Annotated in this window: 19 protein-coding genes; 9 read left to right on the top strand and 10 right to left on the bottom strand. The window is 45.0% G+C overall.

Annotated elements, in window-relative coordinates; translation table 11 throughout:
* Position 1 precedes the first annotated feature (1 nt).
* The 8 genes from mnhG to IMZ38_RS04470 are packed head-to-tail and all read left to right on the top strand — an operon-like array spanning position 2 to position 5,330.
* Positions 2–376, top strand: a complete 375-nt coding sequence (mnhG, locus tag IMZ38_RS04505; RefSeq protein WP_193435724.1) for a monovalent cation/H(+) antiporter subunit G — start codon at positions 2–4, stop codon at positions 374–376.
* Positions 373–651, top strand: coding sequence for a Na(+)/H(+) antiporter subunit B (locus IMZ38_RS04500; protein WP_193435723.1), 279 nt, complete (start codon positions 373–375; stop codon positions 649–651). The genes mnhG and IMZ38_RS04500 overlap by 4 nt, the downstream gene beginning before the upstream one ends.
* Entirely contained in the window at positions 635–1,423 is a 789-nt protein-coding gene (locus tag IMZ38_RS04495; protein WP_193435722.1) for a Na(+)/H(+) antiporter subunit B, read from the top strand. The genes IMZ38_RS04500 and IMZ38_RS04495 overlap by 17 nt, the downstream gene beginning before the upstream one ends.
* Positions 1,420–1,839, top strand: coding sequence for a sodium:proton antiporter (locus IMZ38_RS04490; RefSeq protein ID WP_193435721.1), 420 nt, complete (start codon positions 1,420–1,422; stop codon positions 1,837–1,839). Before IMZ38_RS04495 ends, IMZ38_RS04490 begins: the two co-directional genes overlap by 4 nt.
* Positions 1,839–2,348, top strand: coding sequence for a Na+/H+ antiporter subunit E (locus tag IMZ38_RS04485; RefSeq protein ID WP_193435720.1), 510 nt, complete (start codon positions 1,839–1,841; stop codon positions 2,346–2,348). Before IMZ38_RS04490 ends, IMZ38_RS04485 begins: the two co-directional genes overlap by 1 nt.
* 11 nt (positions 2,349–2,359) lie before the next feature.
* The gene (locus IMZ38_RS04480; protein ID WP_193435719.1) at positions 2,360–3,982 is read left to right on the top strand and encodes a proton-conducting transporter transmembrane domain-containing protein; all 1,623 of its coding nucleotides are present in this window, start codon (positions 2,360–2,362) and stop codon (positions 3,980–3,982) included.
* Positions 3,979–4,338 carry a sodium:proton antiporter gene (locus tag IMZ38_RS04475; RefSeq protein WP_193435718.1) on the top strand — a complete coding sequence of 120 codons (360 nt, stop codon included), beginning with the start codon at positions 3,979–3,981 and terminating at the stop codon, positions 4,336–4,338. Before IMZ38_RS04480 ends, IMZ38_RS04475 begins: the two co-directional genes overlap by 4 nt.
* Positions 4,275–5,330 (top strand): complex I subunit 1/NuoH family protein, encoded by a 1,056-nt coding sequence (locus IMZ38_RS04470; protein ID WP_319637032.1) that lies wholly within the window; start codon positions 4,275–4,277, stop codon positions 5,328–5,330. The genes IMZ38_RS04475 and IMZ38_RS04470 overlap by 64 nt, the downstream gene beginning before the upstream one ends.
* Here IMZ38_RS04470 and IMZ38_RS04465 read toward each other — a convergent pair whose 3' ends face one another.
* Entirely contained in the window at positions 5,331–5,906 is a 576-nt protein-coding gene (locus IMZ38_RS04465; protein ID WP_193435717.1) for a TlpA family protein disulfide reductase, read from the bottom strand. It abuts the gene before it with no gap.
* Positions 5,907–5,980: 74 nt separating this feature from the next.
* On the opposite strand from IMZ38_RS04465, the gene IMZ38_RS04460 reads away from it, so the two are divergent.
* Positions 5,981–6,667, top strand: a complete 687-nt coding sequence (locus IMZ38_RS04460) for a hypothetical protein (RefSeq protein ID WP_193435716.1) — start codon at positions 5,981–5,983, stop codon at positions 6,665–6,667.
* 6 nt (positions 6,668–6,673) lie between these two features.
* Here IMZ38_RS04460 and IMZ38_RS04455 read toward each other — a convergent pair whose 3' ends face one another.
* From IMZ38_RS04455 to IMZ38_RS04415, 9 genes are all read right to left on the bottom strand, one after another.
* On the bottom strand, positions 6,674–7,603 hold the full coding sequence (locus IMZ38_RS04455; protein WP_227410955.1) for a DHH family phosphoesterase: 930 nt from the start codon (positions 7,601–7,603) through the stop codon (positions 6,674–6,676).
* A gap of 91 nt (positions 7,604–7,694) precedes the next feature.
* Positions 7,695–9,578, bottom strand: coding sequence for a glycoside hydrolase family 57 protein (locus IMZ38_RS04450; protein WP_193435714.1), 1,884 nt, complete (start codon positions 9,576–9,578; stop codon positions 7,695–7,697).
* A 57-nt stretch (positions 9,579–9,635) separates the two neighbouring features.
* Positions 9,636–11,150 carry a glycosyltransferase gene (locus IMZ38_RS04445; protein WP_193435713.1) on the bottom strand — a complete coding sequence of 505 codons (1,515 nt, stop codon included), beginning with the start codon at positions 11,148–11,150 and terminating at the stop codon, positions 9,636–9,638.
* A gap of 10 nt (positions 11,151–11,160) precedes the next feature.
* Complete coding sequence (locus tag IMZ38_RS04440) at positions 11,161–13,086, bottom strand: alpha-amylase/4-alpha-glucanotransferase domain-containing protein (protein WP_193435712.1); 1,926 nt, start codon at positions 13,084–13,086, stop codon at positions 11,161–11,163.
* Positions 13,087–13,090: 4 nt separating this feature from the next.
* Complete coding sequence (locus IMZ38_RS04435; protein WP_227410954.1) at positions 13,091–14,644, bottom strand: glycoside hydrolase family 57 protein; 1,554 nt, start codon at positions 14,642–14,644, stop codon at positions 13,091–13,093.
* A 57-nt stretch (positions 14,645–14,701) separates the two neighbouring features.
* Complete coding sequence (locus IMZ38_RS04430; RefSeq protein WP_193435710.1) at positions 14,702–16,132, bottom strand: alpha-amylase; 1,431 nt, start codon at positions 16,130–16,132, stop codon at positions 14,702–14,704.
* Between the two features lie 6 nt (positions 16,133–16,138).
* Positions 16,139–16,645: a MarR family transcriptional regulator gene (locus tag IMZ38_RS04425; protein ID WP_193435709.1), complete on the bottom strand. Its 507-nt coding sequence runs from the start codon at positions 16,643–16,645 to the stop codon at positions 16,139–16,141.
* Between the two features lie 69 nt (positions 16,646–16,714).
* Entirely contained in the window at positions 16,715–17,992 is a 1,278-nt protein-coding gene (locus tag IMZ38_RS04420; protein WP_193435708.1) for an ABC transporter permease, read from the bottom strand.
* Positions 17,989–18,720, bottom strand: coding sequence for an ABC transporter ATP-binding protein (locus IMZ38_RS04415; protein ID WP_193435707.1), 732 nt, complete (start codon positions 18,718–18,720; stop codon positions 17,989–17,991). Before IMZ38_RS04415 ends, IMZ38_RS04420 begins: the two co-directional genes overlap by 4 nt.
* Positions 18,721–18,744: the final 24 nt, after the last annotated feature.

Below are 18,744 nucleotides of genomic sequence, written 5' to 3'. Positions count from 1 at the left end.
GATGATTGATGAAATAATCACTTATATCGGGTTAGCATTAATTGGCCTGGGCGCGTTATCAGATCTAATCGCGTCCATAGGTATGCATCGGTTTAAAAACTTCTACCTCCGTCTTCACGCTACCACTGTTGGAACCATCTGGGGCGCGGTCTTCCCGATCATAGGAGCTTCCCTAATAGCTTTCGTCTACGAGCCATTAGGTTCTTACAGATACCTCATGGGGGGAGCCGGCCTAGTCACAGCCTTGATAATTATGCTACTAGCTCCTGCAGGCTCCCATGCAATAGCGCGAGCAGTTCACAGAGCAGGGGTCGCCAGGGTTGTCCCATGTATTCACGATGAGTTGAACCCCCAGCTTTGTGGTGATAGGCAATGATCCCGCCTGAGACCTTGGTTTACCTATTCATGGCTGTAGCAGGAATAGGTTCAACAATATCCGTGTATTATGCTATTTTCGAAAAGGATTTATTGAAAGCAGTTATCTTCAGCGCTATTCAAAGCACTTTCTATGCTTTATTATACTTTTTACTCATGGCTCCTGACATCGTTCTCGTGTATCTCCCGGTCGCGGTCGGCCTCATACCTGGAGTATTAATTATTCTGATCAGCAAGACTGAGAGGGAGGAGAGGGTGGATGAAGAGGCTGGTTAAAACCCTAGTCCTGGTTTCAATCATACTAGGTTTTAGTCTAATATTGGCTGTGGCATCCGAATACTTCATACCAGGCGAAGCTGTAAGACCCTTGGCAGTCTTCTACCTCTCCACGACGTTTAACCCCTGGATCCCACATTTAACAGTGAACTCTCCAGAAGCCGTTACAGCCATAGTATGGGATTACAGAGGGCTGGACACATTGTTTGAGACAGCCGTATTCTACTTAGCACTCATTGCTGGAATAGCTCTCGCTCGCGGGGTTTCACTCAGGGCTGACCCCAACAGCGAGGGGGGATTGTCAGTTATTGTTAAAACTGTTACAAGGATAACTGGTCCGATGATAGTGGCCGTAGGGGCTTCGATAGGACTCCACGGTCACCTAACCCCCGGTGGAGGCTTCCAAGGCGGCGCGACAATCGCTGTCATTCCTCTAGTGATCATAATAGCGTTCTCCGTGTTCTTCGTCATAGGTAAAGGGGTTACCAAGGAGAAAATGCTTGTTCTAAGAAGTATTGGACTAGTAGGCATTGGTTTAACAGCGCTCGCAGCCTTGATAATCGGGCTGGCAGTAGGGAAAACTGCTTACGTGATTCAAAACATGGCTAAGCCTACTTCAGAAGTATCCTTTCCAGCATACTTTAACGGATCATTGGTAAGTGGAACCCTATGGTTTTTCAACCTGTTTGAAATGATTGCTGTCGCAGCAGGTTTCACTATAGCTTTCCTATTACTAACCTACCCGGAGAAGAAGGAGGGTGAGAACGCGTGATAAGCATCGAGTTCCTCAATACCTACTTATTGTCCATAGTCGTATTCTCACTTATATTAAACTTCGCACTCTCACTGTACGGATTGTTCTACAGGCCTCACTACATTAAGAAGATTATTGCTTTAACAATACTATCTGATACTGCAAACACTTTCGCAATCTACATTGGTTATAGAAGGTGGATTTCTGAGGGTGGCGTGAATCCAAGACCCCCCGTTATACCAACTACCGAAGTAACACCCGGGGTGTTATCCGAATTCGTGGCAAGGAGCGTGGACCCTCTGCCTCAGGCTCTCGTCCTAACCGCAGTGGTTATAGGCTTAGCAGTGACTATCTTCTTAGTTTTCCTAGGATACCAATTATTCATCCACTACAAGACACTAGACATGAGGAGGATAAAGAAGCTTAAGGGGTGATGGATTTGAAGATCGTTAATGGTTTAGTTGTTGCATTAATCGCGTTTATAACTTACATTGTATTCTCAGGCAGTATCACAACTTACGACATAATCACCGGGGTAATTGTTTCATTAGTAACCGGCTTTATTTTCTCCACTATAACGCTAAGCAACCCTCGCAAAGCATTAAACCCTAAGCGTTGGGCCTTATTCGTAATATATGCATTAAGATATCTAATCATCGATGAGACAAAAGCCCATGTGGATGTTATTAAACGCATACTCCACCCGAAAACCCCTGTTAACCCTGCAATAGTTAAAGTCCCGTTCAATGTTTCCACAGACTACGCCATTACAGCTATAGCGAACTCCATAACTAATACTCCTGGCACGGTCGTTGTAGACGTTGATGAAAAAGGGAAAGTCTTTTACGTGCACTGGATAGATGCTAAAACCTTAGAGCCCGAGAAAGCTCGTGAAGCAATTTCCTCAGTGTTTGAAAAGTATGCTGGGAATATGTTTGACTAGAGGTGGTGGGAATGGTTGACTCTCTTGCACACGTTTTAACAGGGTCTTTGGTCCCGGTCCTAGCCCTACTCGCTTTTTCAACCCCCCTAGTTGACAAGCTCACCAGAAATAAGAAGCTAATAGGTTTCATGAGCGTTATAGCAGGCGCGTGGGCATCAATAGCGAGCAGTATAATGTACTACTGGATAGTTGTAAATGAGAAACCCATAATATACGGGTTCGGCGGGTGGCCGCCTCACTTCGGGATAAGTTACGCTGTCGACGGGTTGAACGGTATAATAGGGTTGATGACCTCCTGGGTATTCCTCGCTATCGCGTTATACTCGCTGTGGTATGGTAGACACCTCGACGAGCCTGTATGGTATCATGTATTGTTAATCGGCCTCCTCGCCGGAATGCTGGGATGCCTTTACACCGGCGACGCTTTCAACTTGTTCGTAATGTTGGAAGTACTAGGTATTTCAGCGTATGGATTGGTTGCCTTCCATAAGGAGAGGGCTGAGGCTGTTGAAGCTTCTGCCAAGTATGCTTTAATCGGTGCTGTTGCAACCACAATATACTTCACAGCCCTGGTCGTAGTCTACGCAACATTCGGCTCCCTAAACATGGGCGTGTTGTCCTGCCTATCTAGAACGCCATCATGCCTCTCAATTGTCCCGGTTGTGGGAAGCATTGAGGTCTACCGGCTCGCCAGCTTGCTCGCAGTGGCTCTCTCCCTATGGGTTTTCACCTATAAGGCCGCCTTATTCCCCAATCACTTCTGGCTCCCTGACGCCCATCCCGAGGCTCCAACCCCTGTTTCAGCAGCCCTGTCAGGTCTGGTTGTTAACATAGGCGTTTACGCTACTATGAGATTCTTATATACAATCTTCGGTGAAGGAAGCCTGCTGGGTGAGTATAGAAGCATTGTCCTGATAGCGTTGTTTATCCTCGGCGTGGCAGGCGCCCTTCTCGGAGCCTTGATGATGATGATTCAGAAAGACATTAAAAGACTACTAGCCTACAGCACGGTGAGCCACATGGGCCTAATATTCATGGTTTTATCAGCCCCCGCATTCTCCAGCTCCTTAAGAGTTACCGAATTAGCAGTAGCGGCTGCAGCCCTTCACATAATCTCACACGGGGTCTCAAAAGCTCTGCTCTTCATGACCAGCGGGATCTTCATAGACTCGGCTGGAACCAGAAACATGGATGAGATGAGAGGGATTGGCAGGAAACATCCGCTTGCGTCAACCGCTTTCACAATAGGATTCCTCAACCTGATAGGCCTGGTGCCCTTCATAGGCTTCTTCTCGAAGCTATTAATGTATCAAGCCTATATGGAAGCCGGCTTCCCTATTGGAGGCGTCCTCCTGATAATTGCCTCGGCAGTGTCGATCCCAGGGTACTTGAAAGCACTGTACTCGATAGTTTTCGCAATTGGTAGCGAGAAATCACTAGAGAACACAGGTCACAGTGTTGAAGTATTGATGCTTGCTATTTCAATATCCTTATTAGTGATGGGAGGATTGGTTATCCCCTTGCTTGGACTCGTCTCGAACACCGAGTTAACATCCACGTCCTTGACGGGAGCCTTGAAATATGTTTACGAAACATTCTCAGCCATTATGAAGCTGGGAGGTGCTGCTCCATGACTCATTCATACAGTCTAAATGATCCCTTGGTAACAACAATACTGGTTTTCACGTCAATGAGCGTTAGCTTCCTAGTTTTACTGATTATTTATCAATCATTGAAATCCAGAGTGGTCAGGGAGACAAAAATCTACCTATCAGGTGAGCCAGAGGAAGTAGTAAGAGAGGCGTCCCCTAGCGTGGGAAACCTTTATTGGGGGTTCATCAAGAAGTTCGCGCGGTCGATTTTCAACACATTAATCAATAAAGTCCAAACCGGCAGTATCCATGAATGGTTCAGTTTCATATCCTCATGGCTAGGCATCCTAATCCTTCTGGCAGTATTGATGAGCATCTTGTACTTACTGGCGAGGTGAAACCCATGGATGTGTTTCAACTACTATTTGCAACCCTTATATTCCCGGGCTTGGTTTTTCTAACCGCGTTGTCATTCCTGACCCAGTACCTTGTTAGAAAACTGAGTGCTAGAATGCAGAGGAGAATGGGCCCAAAGTACGTGGGTCCTGTCGGGATCCTTCAGCCTGTGTACGATTTTCTAAAACTGCTTCGAGCTAAGGAGTTGCTGAAAACCAGGTACAGCATGATCAGGGCGGCGGAGATATCGCTTCTCCTAGGCCTTTCCTCACTGGTGGCTTCAATGCTCCTCCTGCCATTGAATGTTTACAGCGTGGGAAGCCCGTACGACTTCCTCATATTCTTCTACATGGCGAGCATATGGCCTATAATAATGATCATAATAGCATCTCTATCGATGCCCGGTCCATACACCAGTGTCGGCGTGTCAAGACTACTATCTATACTCACAGTTTCAGAGCCTGCTTTCTTCACAGGACTCTTAGTACCGGTGGCTCTCGCATCTTTCGACACTAACGCTCCCTTAATGATCTCCGCAACCGCTGTGAGAGTCGTCAACCTATGGATGAATCCTTTAACTCTTCCAATAATGATACTAGTAACTATTTCACTAATCGTTGCTGTCCAGTCTAAACTAATGCTCCCGCCATTCAATATTCCTGAGGCCGAGCAGGAAATAATAGCTGGGTATGAAACAGAGTTTTCTGGACCCCTCCTAGCGCTCGCAATACTGCTTCACGATATGGATACGGTTGTGTCAGCCTTAGCGATCGTCTACCTTGTCCTCGGCGGTCCCGCACCGTTTTCACACGCAAGCATTGAAGGCGTATTGCTCGTAATTCTAAAGTATTTCTTAGTGATTACTGTGGCAACCTATGTTAAAAACGTGTTCGGAAGATACAGGATAGATCAAGCACTAGTACTTCTCCTAAAATACGGGTTAATGCCTGCAGTAATAGCAGGTGTTCTAGGCTCAATCTACCTTTATCTTTAACTAGCTTAACTTCTCTAATAATGAGCTCCAGAACTTTTTGTCCGTTAATTCACCAATCACTATTGCTTTCACACGCCCATTCCCATCTAATACCAAGATCTGCGGTACTGCATAGGCGTACTGCTCTGGAAGCCCGGCCTCATACTCTGCTGTGGCGATCTCCACAAACAATGTAAGGTTTAAGTTCTCACCAGTGGAAACCCAGACCACGAAGTACTTGTCCTGAAATTCCTTGGTAAGGAAATCGTTCATTGCTCCACAGTGAGGACAAGTCTTAGAGCCAAACATTAACAATCTCATATTAGCTAATTCGTAAGTATTGGTAACATTTTCTACAACCTGCTGAACCCTTGTAGCATTTCTAATAACTTTAACACAATCACCCCCGACGTAAACACCGATAGAGCCCTCGCTGAGCTCACACCATTTAAACTCAACACTATTCTCAGCCGCCCTGGACAGAGCAAGGTACGCCCCTAAAGCTATGACGGCAAATACGACGGTAACTAAGATAGGAATGACATAACTATTGTTTCTTTTAGGCCGAGCTTTACCAACGCTCTTCTTCTTTGACACTTGCTCCACCGTCAGCCCAACTTAGATTTATTATTTATAATCACGCGTTTTAATATTTGGTTGACTGAGTAGATATGTTCGAGCAGGATTTACCGTCACTAATAGCATGGATCGTTACATCTGCGTTAATAGATTCTATTGACCCTTGTTTCTACGCGCTTTACCTAAGCATCATAGCCTCAACCACGCTGTCAAATGTTAGAAACATGTTGAAAACCGCAGGGGCGTTTCTCTCAAGCGTTTACCTCGGATACTTATTATTCGGGTTCCTTGTGAAGAGCCTTGCCTCCCAAGTGTTGATTGAAAGATGGCATACTGGAATACTGCTACTATTATACGGCTCCGTGTTAATCAGCTACACTTACCTCGCGCCTAGAAAAGGCGGGAATAAAGAATTGTGCAGGGAGGACAATCTTGAGTGCAAAATCATTAACGCGTTAGGACTTGCACGCAGTTTCACAATCCCCTATATCGTGCTCCTAGGATTGTTATCCTCCTTAACCATACTCCCATGTAGCGCTGGGCTCTACATTGTCTATGTAGTGATAACTACGAAGTACGACATGTTAGTCTGGCTTCCTCTCACAATGCTATATGTCTTCGTATTTATCTCGCCACTCATACTTATGACGGCAGGGCTGGTTGGGCTTGCGAAAATAGGAAATGTTTTCTCCATCATGATACGTCATGAGAGGTTGTTTAAGATTATGGGTGGCGTTCTCGCCTTAGGAGCAGGAACCTATCTTATACTGACTTCCTGAGAAAGATTAGCTAATGTATATAGGGCGGTTCACCCCGTGTTTCTCGAAAGCCTCCATTAATGTTTTCAGGATATTTTCCATCCTCACTCCCCCAGGGATGCCGGCAACTCTTGAATGCCCTCCTCCTCCGTATTGGGATGCTATTTGGGATACATCTACGTAATCGCTCCTCAGGCTTACTCCTTTCGGATATCTCACAACATATGCGTGAGCGTGAAAGCCTTGTCCCGCAACTACTTCGATTAACTCTCCTGGGTGAACCCTTGGGTCTACGTCAGGAAATACGAGGAGCCTTACACCGTTTTTCTCAACAATCTCCATCCTGCCTATTGCCTCACGTATTAGATTTTCATACACGTTTTTCACTTCATTAACGTAGTAGTCGATTAGCCATCTCGGCTCTAAATCACCTTGTAAAAGAGACTCTAAAACCCTGTATCTTATGTCCCAGCCATCCCACTTTAGAACCCTCCTGTAAACCCTTGTGATCTCAAACTTGTTTTCAAAGAAGTCGTCATCGTAAGCAAGGCTTATCAGCTTTCGGTAGTATTCGTTCCCGCCGACCCCGAAATGGTTGGCAACGATGTCTGAAGCAACCATTGAAGGTTCGTGCATGAAGAAGACCACGTCTGGATACTGGTTGAACAAGCTTACCATATCCTGGGACCATTGATGGTGGTCAAACCAGTAGAGTTTTGCCCTCAGCCTCCTAGCTTTCTCTAAAGCCATGTTTAGCTGGTTTTTCATAGAGCTTGCAGGGTTTAAATCAGCTATCCATATCTCATTCAACCCTAAACTCAGCAACTCCTCGATGTAGCGTGTAACACTGTTCACTGATGATAATACTTTCTTCTCAGGATTCAACACTCTGCATAAAATTACTGCCGAAGCTAAGCCATCAATATCCCAATGGGTTATAACTCCTCTTCTCCGCACTGTTCTCAACAATTAGCACCCTACTGCTAAATCAACCATTAAACAATTAGATATTGCGCAATTAGTTTATATAAACATTTGGCTTTAACAACTATGAAGGGCTCGCTGGTAAAAACGGTTTCACCTCTGCCTCAACAATCTTACTAGTGATTATCATATTATTCTTTAACAAGCCGATAAATATTGGTTGTTTCCCAACACGTGTAAGCCTCATCTTGACGTTGAAGCTAGTCACTCCTCTCGGCTTAACCAGGATTTCTCTATCCATGCAATATTCTTCAGCGCATGGAAGAGCTATCAATTCCAGCTTTAGCTGTTTTTCAAGATTGTTCTCCACCTCAACCACCGCTTCGAACTCGATGTTCTCGTAAACCTGTGAAGGTATGATTACCTGCCTAATATTTATCTGGGAAAATCTTGACCCAATAATCCTGCCTGCTTCGTTTATCCAGGTTTCTATCACTTTTGGCATCCAGAACTCGGCCCACCAGTAATCGCTGTCGAGAGCATGCCATATGGCCCATCTAGCTTCTCCACTGTATTCGTCTTTACCCCCTACCGCGGACTCGTAGGCTTTGATCTGTAAATAAGCCTCTTTAGCCTTCACCCAGTACTTTTCTTGATCGGGATGCTGGCCTCTCCACTTTCGGTATGTGCAAAGCCAGGTGGTGGGAGGGATTTTAGTTAAAATCCTACGAACCGGAACATTCTCCACGGCCTCCCTTAAGCTAACCATTTTCAGCACGCCTGAATCATACAGGGATTCTAAATACAGCAGGAGCTTGTCGAAGAAGTAAGCTGTAAGCGGTGGATTCTTCGCGAAAACCATCCAGTTTTCCCCGTCAAGCGCGAGAGTGAGAATCTTGGGCTTCTCACTCACCACTTTCCTCGCTATGACAAATGATGTCTCATATGCATTCCTCCAAGCATGTACTTCGTTTTCAAAATTGTTTTTGAAGCCAAGAATATCGCTTAGCTCATGATCCCGGAAGAAAACTGTTATATGCTTGCCAGTTGATGAATTCAGTAAAAGGTATGGCTCGTACTTTGAGTTCTTCTCGCCCTCTGCAGGGTAGAAGTGGCAGCGATCGTCTAAAACCGTGTATTCAATTCTGTTTTCATAGTAGACATCAACCAAATCCATTGAGAAAGACATTTCAGGAGTCCAAGCCCCAAGGGGGTCATACCCGTCTAAAACCTTCCTAGTAATCTCTAGGCCGTACTTAAGTTCCTCTGCGACTATGTCCTGCGCGTTGAAAACGCCTGAGATAAATCCAGCAATAGTGTGTGCGTAAATGCTTGTTAAGACATCGATTTGCCCACTCTTAACGGATTGCTTATAACGTTTTAACGTTTCCTGTATCAACTTAATTCTCTCATCACTCTTCTCGATCTTCTCGCCAGAGTGGAACAGGATGCCTTCCTCAATAGCCATCTGCCACTGCTGTAGAAGGCTGGGGCTTAGATTATATGTCGCCTTGTAATCCTTATGTTTCTGAAACATTTCAACATGGTAGTGGTAAGGTCCTTTTCCATACGGCTTCAACTGCTCCCCGTACACATAGATGAAAGCCCATGGAGAGTGAAACACCCTGTTTGGCAGATAGTTTGGAGCCTGGTGATGATGCCATACGAAACCAAGAAGAGGGATCCTGTCGAAACCCTCTGTCACAATGTATCTTACAGTGTCGAAAGGAGCGTCATTAAGCCTCAGTTCCAGGCCGTACTCTCCCGGTTTCTCATCCGCAGTGAATGGAATAATCTCGATTTTCGCTTGCGACTCGGGAACTGTCAGAACTCCTTCATGTACTTTAACGTTTCCATTGAAAATTGCGTAGTGAACGTTTTTCGACCCCCCAACCGCCTTTACTAGCAAATGTATTTTTCCTTCCTCTCCGGGTCTAAATACGGGCTTATTAAGCACAATATATCCTTCTAAACCATCCAGTAATTTAGGTAGCACCAGTGAACTCATTGGGAAAACCTTCGCTTAGATTTAATCATACTCTACTCTCTAGGTGTGTTAAAAATGTTAGGAGAAGTAGATTTTTAGGGCTTTGCCGGCTGATTTCTCCCATGAAAACTCCTGAGATCTTTTAACACAGTTACGCCTTATTCTTTCCTGATTAGCAGGGTTTTTCATTATCTCGAGAAGCATGACGACGGCTTCAGCAAGTTCGAACCTGTTTCCAGGCCTTATTAAGAACCCCACCCCTTCTTCAGGGTTTTCTCTAAGATCCACTACTATGTCTTTCAATCCACCCGTGAAAGAGGCAACCACCGGTGTACCAGCTGCCAATGATTCAACAGCGACGAGTCCGAAAGGCTCATACCGGCTGGGGACAAGGTAAGCATCAGCAGCGAAGTAAAGCGACATATAATCCTCTGGGGACATCTTTCCTATTATTATCCGTAAGTTCTCATTAAAAGCCCAGTGATACTCGCCTAGTTTTCTAATCAGTGGCTCGCTTCCCTCAACCGGAATGTACGCGAGGACTATTCTAACCCGCGGGTTTTCAACGATAATACGTTCCAGCGATCCAAGCAAGGTGTCCAATCCCTTCTGCCCTGCCAGCCTCCCCGAGAGGAACACGAGCTGGCCATCCTTGTCGAAAGCTTTAGGCTTATCTAACTCGTAGTGTTCCAGTAGGGATTTAAGAGATTCTTTAACATGAGGCTCCGTGATCACGCCTTTAAACCCGGCCATATCTTCGGTTAATATCTTTCTCCGAACTCTTTTCCGCTCCTCCGGGTCTAGAGGATTCTTAACATCGTAATGTTTCGCTACTGTGTCGAAGACTTCTTTCGATGTCCATACAAGCGCATTCGGGATATAATCTATCCTGCCTGCAGTCTCCCATCCCAGATTCTTCTCAACGTCCTTCACATAACCATTGCTAACGGTTACGTAATGGTCTACTGTAAGATAGGCTAGCTTTTCAACCCAACCTCCTGCTCTATTAAAGTAGTATTCAAAGGGTTTAACGCCTTCAACACCGGTTATAGGAGCATGCATTCTAACACCAATAACACTTGTGAAGAAGTCTAAATCTATTTTCATCTTTGAGAGTAGGTGGAGCTGATAGACAAGTTTAAGGCTCAATCCCTTCTCAACCTTTAACATGTTTGATAAGAGAAGGGCAGGGTAGCTATGCCAGTCATTCCCGTGAATGACAATAGGTACTTTGTCAAAGCCTGTTTCAACAACATGTCTCAAGTAACTACTTACTACAAGGCCGAAAACAGCTGATTTCTCCAGCAACCGGCCCCCTGAGTAGACATTCTCATCCTTGAAAACACCGCCCTCGATTACAAAATGCTCCGGGTTAACCCTGTATCTTAAGATTCTATAATTCTCTCCACGAATGTTAACGGAATAGAGCTCCTCCACGTTTTCAATGAGCTTCACACCATGGCTTGGTGTGAAAACTATTGCTTCATAGCCTTTCTCGCGCAACGCCCTCGCTAACCTAGGTGGAACCTCGCCTAAGCCTCCAACCTTCCTAACCATGTATGATTCGAAACTGAGTAGCCAAATAGGCTTCATTCCCACCAGCCTACGCCTTGATCCGCCATTCAACATTTAATGAAAACTCATCATCTTTCTTCAGCTCAACAAGCTCGCTAAACATCAATGCTAATCCTTGAGGAATCTCCATGACTCCTTTCTCCGTCCTAGCATACATGTTTAACGGGGCTACCCATAAATCGGTATCCCTAGACGCATTGAGGGAAAACACCGGGTACGGTGTTGTCTTAACCTGTACACTCTTACCTCTGCCTATGAAAAACGAAGACAGCTCCCTCTCCTCCCCGTTCACCACGTACTTAGCCCTCTCTTCCGTCTTAGTATTCAGTTTAGGCGATGTATGATACTCAATACCAACTCTCGCCTTCACGGTTTCAGGACCCTTGTTCACTACCTTGTAAATGGTAACATGACCTTCTTCAGTAATCTTAACCCGTTTCTCAACTAAAACCCTGGAGATAAGGTTTCCGAAGACGTAGAACCCTCCCTGCGCCCTTAAAATTATTTCAAAAGGCTCTGGGTTAACCGAGACATAATGTTTTGAAAGGGCTAGATCGCTGAGATCTTTGAAAGGTGAATTATTAATCCATTCGAACAATCCCGTATCGTGACTCCAGAGGTGTAACCGCCAGCTAACCCTCCTATACCAGTCTGGGCGGAACCATTGAATGTTCAGGTATGGTTCATGATACCTTGACATAGTGTTTTGAAGATTATGTTCCAAACCGCTTATTTTAACATCATACTCGAACAATGTGCCTCCATCATCAGGTTTAATGTAAAGGTTCTGGACAGGGGTTTCAACCAATAACTCGTCTTTCCCATCGAAGTCGAAGTCGTACAGCTTGTAAACGACTTCATTGCTTCCAAAGTAGTTGGATTTTTCCTCTGCATACTTCTCCACCTTGATCAGGTTTTCATATATTGCCTGCCTTAGATGCGTAAGATATATCCCGCCGAACAACCCGTGCCAAAATGCGTCATTGCATTGCGCGAGATAGTATTTCATCATTAAATCCCTTGGCAATTCTGCTTTAACAAGTTTGCTTCTCACATACAGTATTTTCTTATGCATGTTGTTGCTCTCCCTGTACTTTACCAGGAAGTTGCGGAAGAATCCCCCGCTCCACTCTAGCATTTTATCATAGCTTCCTGTGTTAAGGTATATCAGCCCCTTTACCCCGTAGAGATCCAGGTACTCTGACGGCTGAATCATTCTAACCTTATCACTATTGTATCTGAGGGCTTCGAGAAAGCTCTTCAGCCAAGACCTGCTCCAGCTAGGGTCCATCCACTCCCCGAACTTCTCGGCATCACTTCCCCATAATAGGACTCGGACCTCATCTCCAGACCTACTCCACATGTAATTAATTATCTTATCCGGGTGCTCCCAGGGAAGGATATACCTCAGCCCTGCATCGATAAAGAACACCTTTAACTTATTGCCTCCTTCCTCCGTCATCCATGCATAGTTTGAGAACCCTGGGTCCAAGCCTGTCTTAGCAAGGGTGGAGTCATCTATCAGCACGTATTCGATATTGTTTTCAGCCGTAACGAACGGGATACTTGGCTCCCAAACCCTTTCAGGAAGCCACAACCCCTTAGGCCTGAACCCGGCGATCTTCTCGAATTCTTCGAGGTAGATTCTAATCTGTCTTACTCTGTCATCAATAGGGAGGAGTGGTATGATTGCTTCACCAATGCTTCCAGCCATGAACTCTATCGTTCCATAGTCATGAAGCTTTAACAAATCATGGAGATAATCAGGATATCTCTCCTTCATGTAAATTAGGAGTGGGCCGCTAACGTGAACTGTGAACTTAAAACTACTATACTCCTTGAAAACGTCGAGCAATAGTTTGTAACTATTCTCCATTATCCTTTCATTCACATATTCAAACTGCCCTGTTGGCTGGTGGTAGTGAAGCGCGAATATGAAGTTCACGGGAGCCATGTTTTCAGCCCTCTAGGTAGGATTGAATTTCCTTTTTAACAAGTTCTACAAGTTTCAAAGGCTCATCAACTTCACGCGACAATACCTGTATCTTCCTCGATAATTCCTCTAAAAGCAGGACCTGGCTAATCCATGCGGATATATGCCCGCTTCTTAAGTGGTAGACAACGCTTTCCAAAGGCACGCTTCCGAGTTTAAAGTACAGTTCCTTTAATGATCTAACATAAACTCCTGTGTAAGTACCATCGGGCATTGTAAAGTAGAACGCCTTCTCTAATGGGAGGGTTAAATTAGAAACGACTTTGACAGGTTTCTCCCTTATTCTATCATATATCAACTTAGACAATACTCCCAAAGCCTCCGTGAATAATCCATACGCTATGCTAGCGTTCTTGAAGGGGGAGAAGTAGGCGTGAACCTCCTCTATAGTTCCAAACTTAGTAGCCATGTAGTAGAAATGATCGCTTATGGTTAACATCTTCCACAGCCTTGTTAAACCTGGATCCTCCAATGCTTTCACGTATGGGTAGAGACTGGCTAAAGCCCTGACCGCTTCTTGTTGCATTATGTTCCCAATCCATGCGCTCAAATCTCTCTCATCAGCCCAACTAATCGTCGACCACGGGGGAACGTCGAAAACATCTCGTGGAGGATACTTCTCAGCCACTTCCCGGGGTGTAGAGAACTCCAAATGGCCGTACTTCAAGACCTCGCCAGGAAGCCATCTGAGAAACTCGTGAATGCCGGACTCCGGCCAGTGATGCTCGCCAAATGTTTCATAATCCATGGCTAAAAACACTACATCGCCAGGGGTTGCTGCCAGCCATGAAGCGTACTTATCTGCGGTCAAGGGATATTGGTCCCATTTCCTATCGCTGAACCTGAACCCGACGTCATCGCTCAACCTATAGTTTCTTGTTAAAACTCTCGCGTCACAGCCCCATGCTTTGTACACGTAGTTAGGGCTTCTCCACCCTAGAATGTGGTCGACTCCTTCTGTCACGATGACCTTGTACCCCATGTTGTAAAAGAAGCAGGCTAAATCGTTATTGAAAGTGAACTCCGTATTCTCTATGGAAACTGGCTCGTAATTGAAAGTATTCTTTAACACTTCCCTGTGCTGAAGCACCTGCTCCTTTAATTCTTCAAAACCATGGTTAGGGAGGAATGCCGCTATACTGTGATAATACGTCTGCTCTACTAGCTCGACCATCCCGGTTGCTACTGCTTCTTGGAGAACCTGAATTATCCCCGGCGCCCATTTAGACGCCTGCTCAAGGAAAACGCCGCTAATGCTGAATGACACCTTGAAAGGTTTGGAGGAGTCCTTATACCTCTTAAGATTCTCCACTATTATCTTGGTCGCTGGAATATAGCATCTTTCAGCAGCCCTTTCCATGACGTACTTGTTAAGGGAGTTATCAAACACGGCTTCTTGAATATCATCGTATTCTAGACTGCCTTTTAAAGCCTTCTCCATCAGCTTCTCATGCATTCTCCTGTCAAGCCTGTAGGGCTGGTGAACCTCGAAGAGGAAAACTATGCTCGTCAAACCCATCGCCACGTTTAGGTATTATCAACTGGAATAAATATATTCAACCCTCATACTATCTGGCTACTTTAAGAAAACAAGCAATGGGTCGAATAACCCTATTATTGGAATGGAGACCCATTCACTCCTATACATTGATTCATAGTACGCCTCGTATAGGGATCGCTCAACAATCCATGGGTAAATCAAAGACAATTGCTTCCTAGGACTCATTTCCTTATACCTTCTAGCTAACTCGGAGCCTACTATACTGGCTAAATAAGAGTTGACCATCGCAATCATGTTTCTAAGTCTCCACTCAAGCGTTGGATCATGATTCAACATAATATCGCTCGCCTGGTCTATTGATACTGCATAAGCGTTCATAACAGCCGCGTGTGAAAGATAATGATAACTCCTCACCATAGTCGCTAGGTCTCTCAGAAGCGGCTCTTTCGCAACCCTCTCCTCAGGGCTTCTCCCCGGCTCCCCCTCGAAATCCGTTATGATGAAGTCGTTAGTGGATGGGATATAAATCATTTGAGCCAGGTGGAGATCCTGGTGAATCCTTCCCTTGTCAAGGCCCTCGTAAGCCCTCAAATATGATGAAGCCTCCTCAACAACGCTTAAACCCTTGTTATCAATTAACCCCCTCCACTTCTCCATCCATTCAGGGCTGACAGACTCCCCTGCCGCGGCTATTTCATCAAGCCTTGTTAAAATCGTGTTGAGATATCTGTGCATCCTTTTTATCCAGTTCTCGATATCGTCTAAACCTATTTCCTCTAAACCGTAAAACCGGTCAGAGTGCCCGATGTTTAATGCTTTATGCATATTACCTATGATCGTGCCTAGCTTAGCTGACAAACCCACGGTCGCGAGTAATCTTGCAGACTTTCTCAAATACTCTATTAGGTGTGTGTAGAAAGGATAACCGCCGTCCCCAACGCCCTCAACGTATTTCATCAATATTCCTGCAACCTGCTCTTCATGCTTTATGAGTAAATAGACCTTAGGTATGTTTTCAAATTTTTTAAGTGCCAGAGCTTTTATCATTAAAGCTTCCAGATTAGTCTCCGGTAACAGCCTATAGCTCTTTAGAACGTATTTTTCCCCAGCATCATCAACCAACAGGGAAACAGCATTTGTTGACTCAAGAGTAACAGGTTTAGCGCTTACAATCTTACGGGGCGGCTCCGAAATAACCTCTATTTCAATCCCCGGTAGCTTAGAAATTAGGGAGTAATATTCAGGGTGATACTCCGCCTCCACAAAGCATTCTTTTTCAACACATAGAGTGCGTTCCCGTAAAGCATTAACCTCCCCGGTGGTTTTCATTAATGGGAGTTGAAAGTTTTGATTATCAGCTTTAAACTTGAGAAACACTAAGCCGTCCAGCTCCTGAAATGAAACAATAGTTATTTGTCTCCTAGTGTTTTTCCAAGGCCACCATCTGGCCTTAGGGAGATAATTGTTCTCTAATATTTCTTTCAGCCTGTTAAGCCCGTGCTCCAAGCCCTCTTACCTAGTAGTTAATGAACTCGTAATGGATAATATAAATTCTAAATATTTTTTCAAATCCTCGATCGAGTTTATCTCGCCCTTACTGATTTTCTCAGCCAATAATTCATCCCCTATTGAGCTCCTCACCCATTCAGGCAGGTAGTTTCTCAGATGGTGTTCCAATACTTCTCGAGGCGCTAACTGATAAGTTATGACTGCGTAGAGTTGCTCGTAGTTGTTAAAGGAAAGAGGTATGGGCTGACCGGTTGAAACATCTGTGATCACGTAATTAGGAATATTTTTAGAAGTAGATATCTCCATAACTTTCTTTATTGAAACACCCAGCCTCGTCAAGACGTATTTACCCTCTTTCGTTTTCTCAACGAATCCTTCATTAATCAATTGTTGAACGTATTTCTTGACGGTTGAAGTAGAAACGCCTAATAACTGGCTAGCCTTGTCAATATCGATCGCGTTGTTTTCATCAGCTATTGTTATCAACCTGTAAGCTGTTTTATACGTCATACTTTTCATCTCGTATAAATATATCCTATCATTAACCTATAAAAATATGTATTTAGAAGCCCATTTACGCTAATCCTGGGTTAACAGTATTTTCTCCTTGTCCACGGTTTTAACCGCTATTAACAGTATGAGTGAGGATAATAAGGCTAAAGCTAAGAGGTTTATAATAGATAAATCCGGTCTCCCATAAATGTAATTTTGAACACTCAATATGCTTTGAGTGTAAGGTATAATCTGCAACATGTTCAACACGTTTGCCTCGAGCTTAGGGAAGTCTATGAAAAATCCGAGGAAGAAGAATACTATTGCCACGCTTGTTATCAAGCCGGCTACATTACCAGCACTCCTTATTCCACGAGTCCTCGTTATGAAGGGAGTTGCTATCGCCACAGTAACCAGGATAGTGAAGAAAGACGTTACAGAGTGGAGGAGGAGTAGCCCCGGGTCAAGAAGTATGAACAATTGGCCACCGTATGCGAGAACAAGGCTACCCACATAGGCTAGCAGTGCCGTTATATCCGCCAGTGATGCCAGAAGCCCTAGAATAGTTGCGACTATTATTTTAGCCGCAAGTATTTCGCCTAGCGATGCCGGCGATGCTAGGAGAAGCTCTAAAGTTTTCCTCTGCCTTTCACCTATTATCCCATCGATAACGAAGGCGGAGGCTGGGGTGACGACGAAGGCGAAGGCGATAACGAGTAAGCGGGCAATATAAGTCCTCAGCTCGGCTTCAACCCCCACTCTCTCCCCTTCAGGGGATAACAGTATAGTTGGGCCGGTTGACACAGGGTCCCTGAAGGCTTCTGGTTTGAACACTCCTGGGTCCAACCCGGCCTTCTCATACAGTCTCGCTATCTTAATGAGGGATAAGTTTACGGAGATAGCGTTCAAAATGCCTCTCGCAACCCCCTCTGCATTGAGGGCAGGCTGAACATTTGCCCTTCTCAGTATCTCAACTTGCCCGACAGAGTCAACACTAGTAGCGTTCCTGGAAAAACCGCTGGGAATGATGATGATTAGGTCAATACTGTTGTTTTCAAGAGCTTCGCTTCTGCTCGGTAAATTGACAACGCTGTAACCCCGAGAAGTGAACGCTAAGGTGAGATTACCCACGACCCATTCCGAGGACATTGCCACGTTCAACTCTGGATTCACGTAGTAGGAATTATCCTCATCTATCAACGCAATATTAACAGGTTGCTGAGATATCAACAATAGAGTGAAAACCCCTATTGAGGGGAGTGATATAAGGGGTAGTAGTACTGTGGTTAAAAGCGCCTTTCTATCTCTAAACAAGTCTTTAATTTCTTTTTCAAGGAGAACCTTAAGCCTTGAATAACCCTTCAAGACTCAACACCTCTAACGAGAAGGGTGAATACCTCTTCAAGATTTGCAACGCCGTACTTCTCGACCAGCTCGCGCGGGCGTCCCTCCTCAATAATCTTCCCTTTAAATATGAGGCCGATCCTGTCGCACAAGTACTCTATCTCAAGCATGTTGTGGCTGCTCACAATGGCTGCGGCACCTGTTGATTTAACATAATCCCTAATGGTTTTCCTAACAGAAACGCTGGCGTGGACGTCAAGCCCGCTTGTAGGCTCATCCAGGATGGCAAGCCTTGGCTTAGTCATCAACACTGCTCCTAGCAAGAGTCTTCTCTTCATGCCGTGACTGTACTCTGAAGTCTTCATCAACAAACGGTTCCCAAGGCCCGTGATTCTTGCCCCGAACTCTAAGTCCTCGCTACTGGCCCCATATAATCCTCCATAGATTTTTAAATGCTCCATTCCAGTTAAGAGCGGGTAGGTATTTGCCTCTTCAGGAAGGTAACCAATCATTCTCCTATTGTTCTTGAGACTTTCGTGAACATTAACACCGCGGATCAGAACCTCTCCCCCATCTGGTTTTATTAGCCCCGCAATAATTCGGAGAGACGTTGTCTTGCCAGCCCCGTTCGGACCTATCAAGCCGTAAATCTCGCCTTCCATGACGTGGAAAGAGAGATTATCCACCGCTAAGATTTTCTTGCCGTATGTTTTTCTAATGTTTCTAACCTCTAACAGTAGGTTAGGCAATAAACACCCCTCTCAAAACCCTGC

Source organism: Thermosphaera aggregans, assembly GCF_014962245.1.
GTDB lineage: Archaea > Thermoproteota > Thermoprotei_A > Sulfolobales > Desulfurococcaceae > Thermosphaera > Thermosphaera chiliense.
The sequence above is the reverse complement of the archived record's forward strand: the minus strand, read 5'-3'. Positions and strand labels throughout refer to the sequence as shown.

Excerpts from the sequence above, each read along its gene's own strand:
- IMZ38_RS04475 (WP_193435718.1), top strand. The coding sequence starts at position 3,979 with ATGACTCATTCATACAGTCTAAATGATCCCTTGGTAACAACAATACTG.
- IMZ38_RS04425 (WP_193435709.1), bottom strand. The coding sequence starts at position 16,645 with ATGACGTATAAAACAGCTTACAGGTTGATAACAATAGCTGATGAAAAC.
- IMZ38_RS04460 (WP_193435716.1), top strand. The coding sequence starts at position 5,981 with ATGTTCGAGCAGGATTTACCGTCACTAATAGCATGGATCGTTACATCT.
- IMZ38_RS04480 (WP_193435719.1), top strand. The coding sequence starts at position 2,360 with ATGGTTGACTCTCTTGCACACGTTTTAACAGGGTCTTTGGTCCCGGTC.
- IMZ38_RS04440 (WP_193435712.1), bottom strand. The coding sequence starts at position 13,086 with ATGGCTCCCGTGAACTTCATATTCGCGCTTCACTACCACCAGCCAACA.
- IMZ38_RS04450 (WP_193435714.1), bottom strand. The coding sequence starts at position 9,578 with ATGAGTTCACTGGTGCTACCTAAATTACTGGATGGTTTAGAAGGATAT.
- IMZ38_RS04470 (WP_319637032.1), top strand. The coding sequence starts at position 4,275 with ATGGCTAGGCATCCTAATCCTTCTGGCAGTATTGATGAGCATCTTGTA.
- IMZ38_RS04500 (WP_193435723.1), top strand. The coding sequence starts at position 373 with ATGATCCCGCCTGAGACCTTGGTTTACCTATTCATGGCTGTAGCAGGA.
- IMZ38_RS04495 (WP_193435722.1), top strand. The coding sequence starts at position 635 with ATGAAGAGGCTGGTTAAAACCCTAGTCCTGGTTTCAATCATACTAGGT.
- IMZ38_RS04445 (WP_193435713.1), bottom strand. The coding sequence starts at position 11,150 with ATGAAGCCTATTTGGCTACTCAGTTTCGAATCATACATGGTTAGGAAG.
- IMZ38_RS04485 (WP_193435720.1), top strand. The coding sequence starts at position 1,839 with ATGGATTTGAAGATCGTTAATGGTTTAGTTGTTGCATTAATCGCGTTT.
- IMZ38_RS04435 (WP_227410954.1), bottom strand. The coding sequence starts at position 14,644 with ATGGGTTTGACGAGCATAGTTTTCCTCTTCGAGGTTCACCAGCCCTAC.
- mnhG (WP_193435724.1), top strand. The coding sequence starts at position 2 with ATGATTGATGAAATAATCACTTATATCGGGTTAGCATTAATTGGCCTG.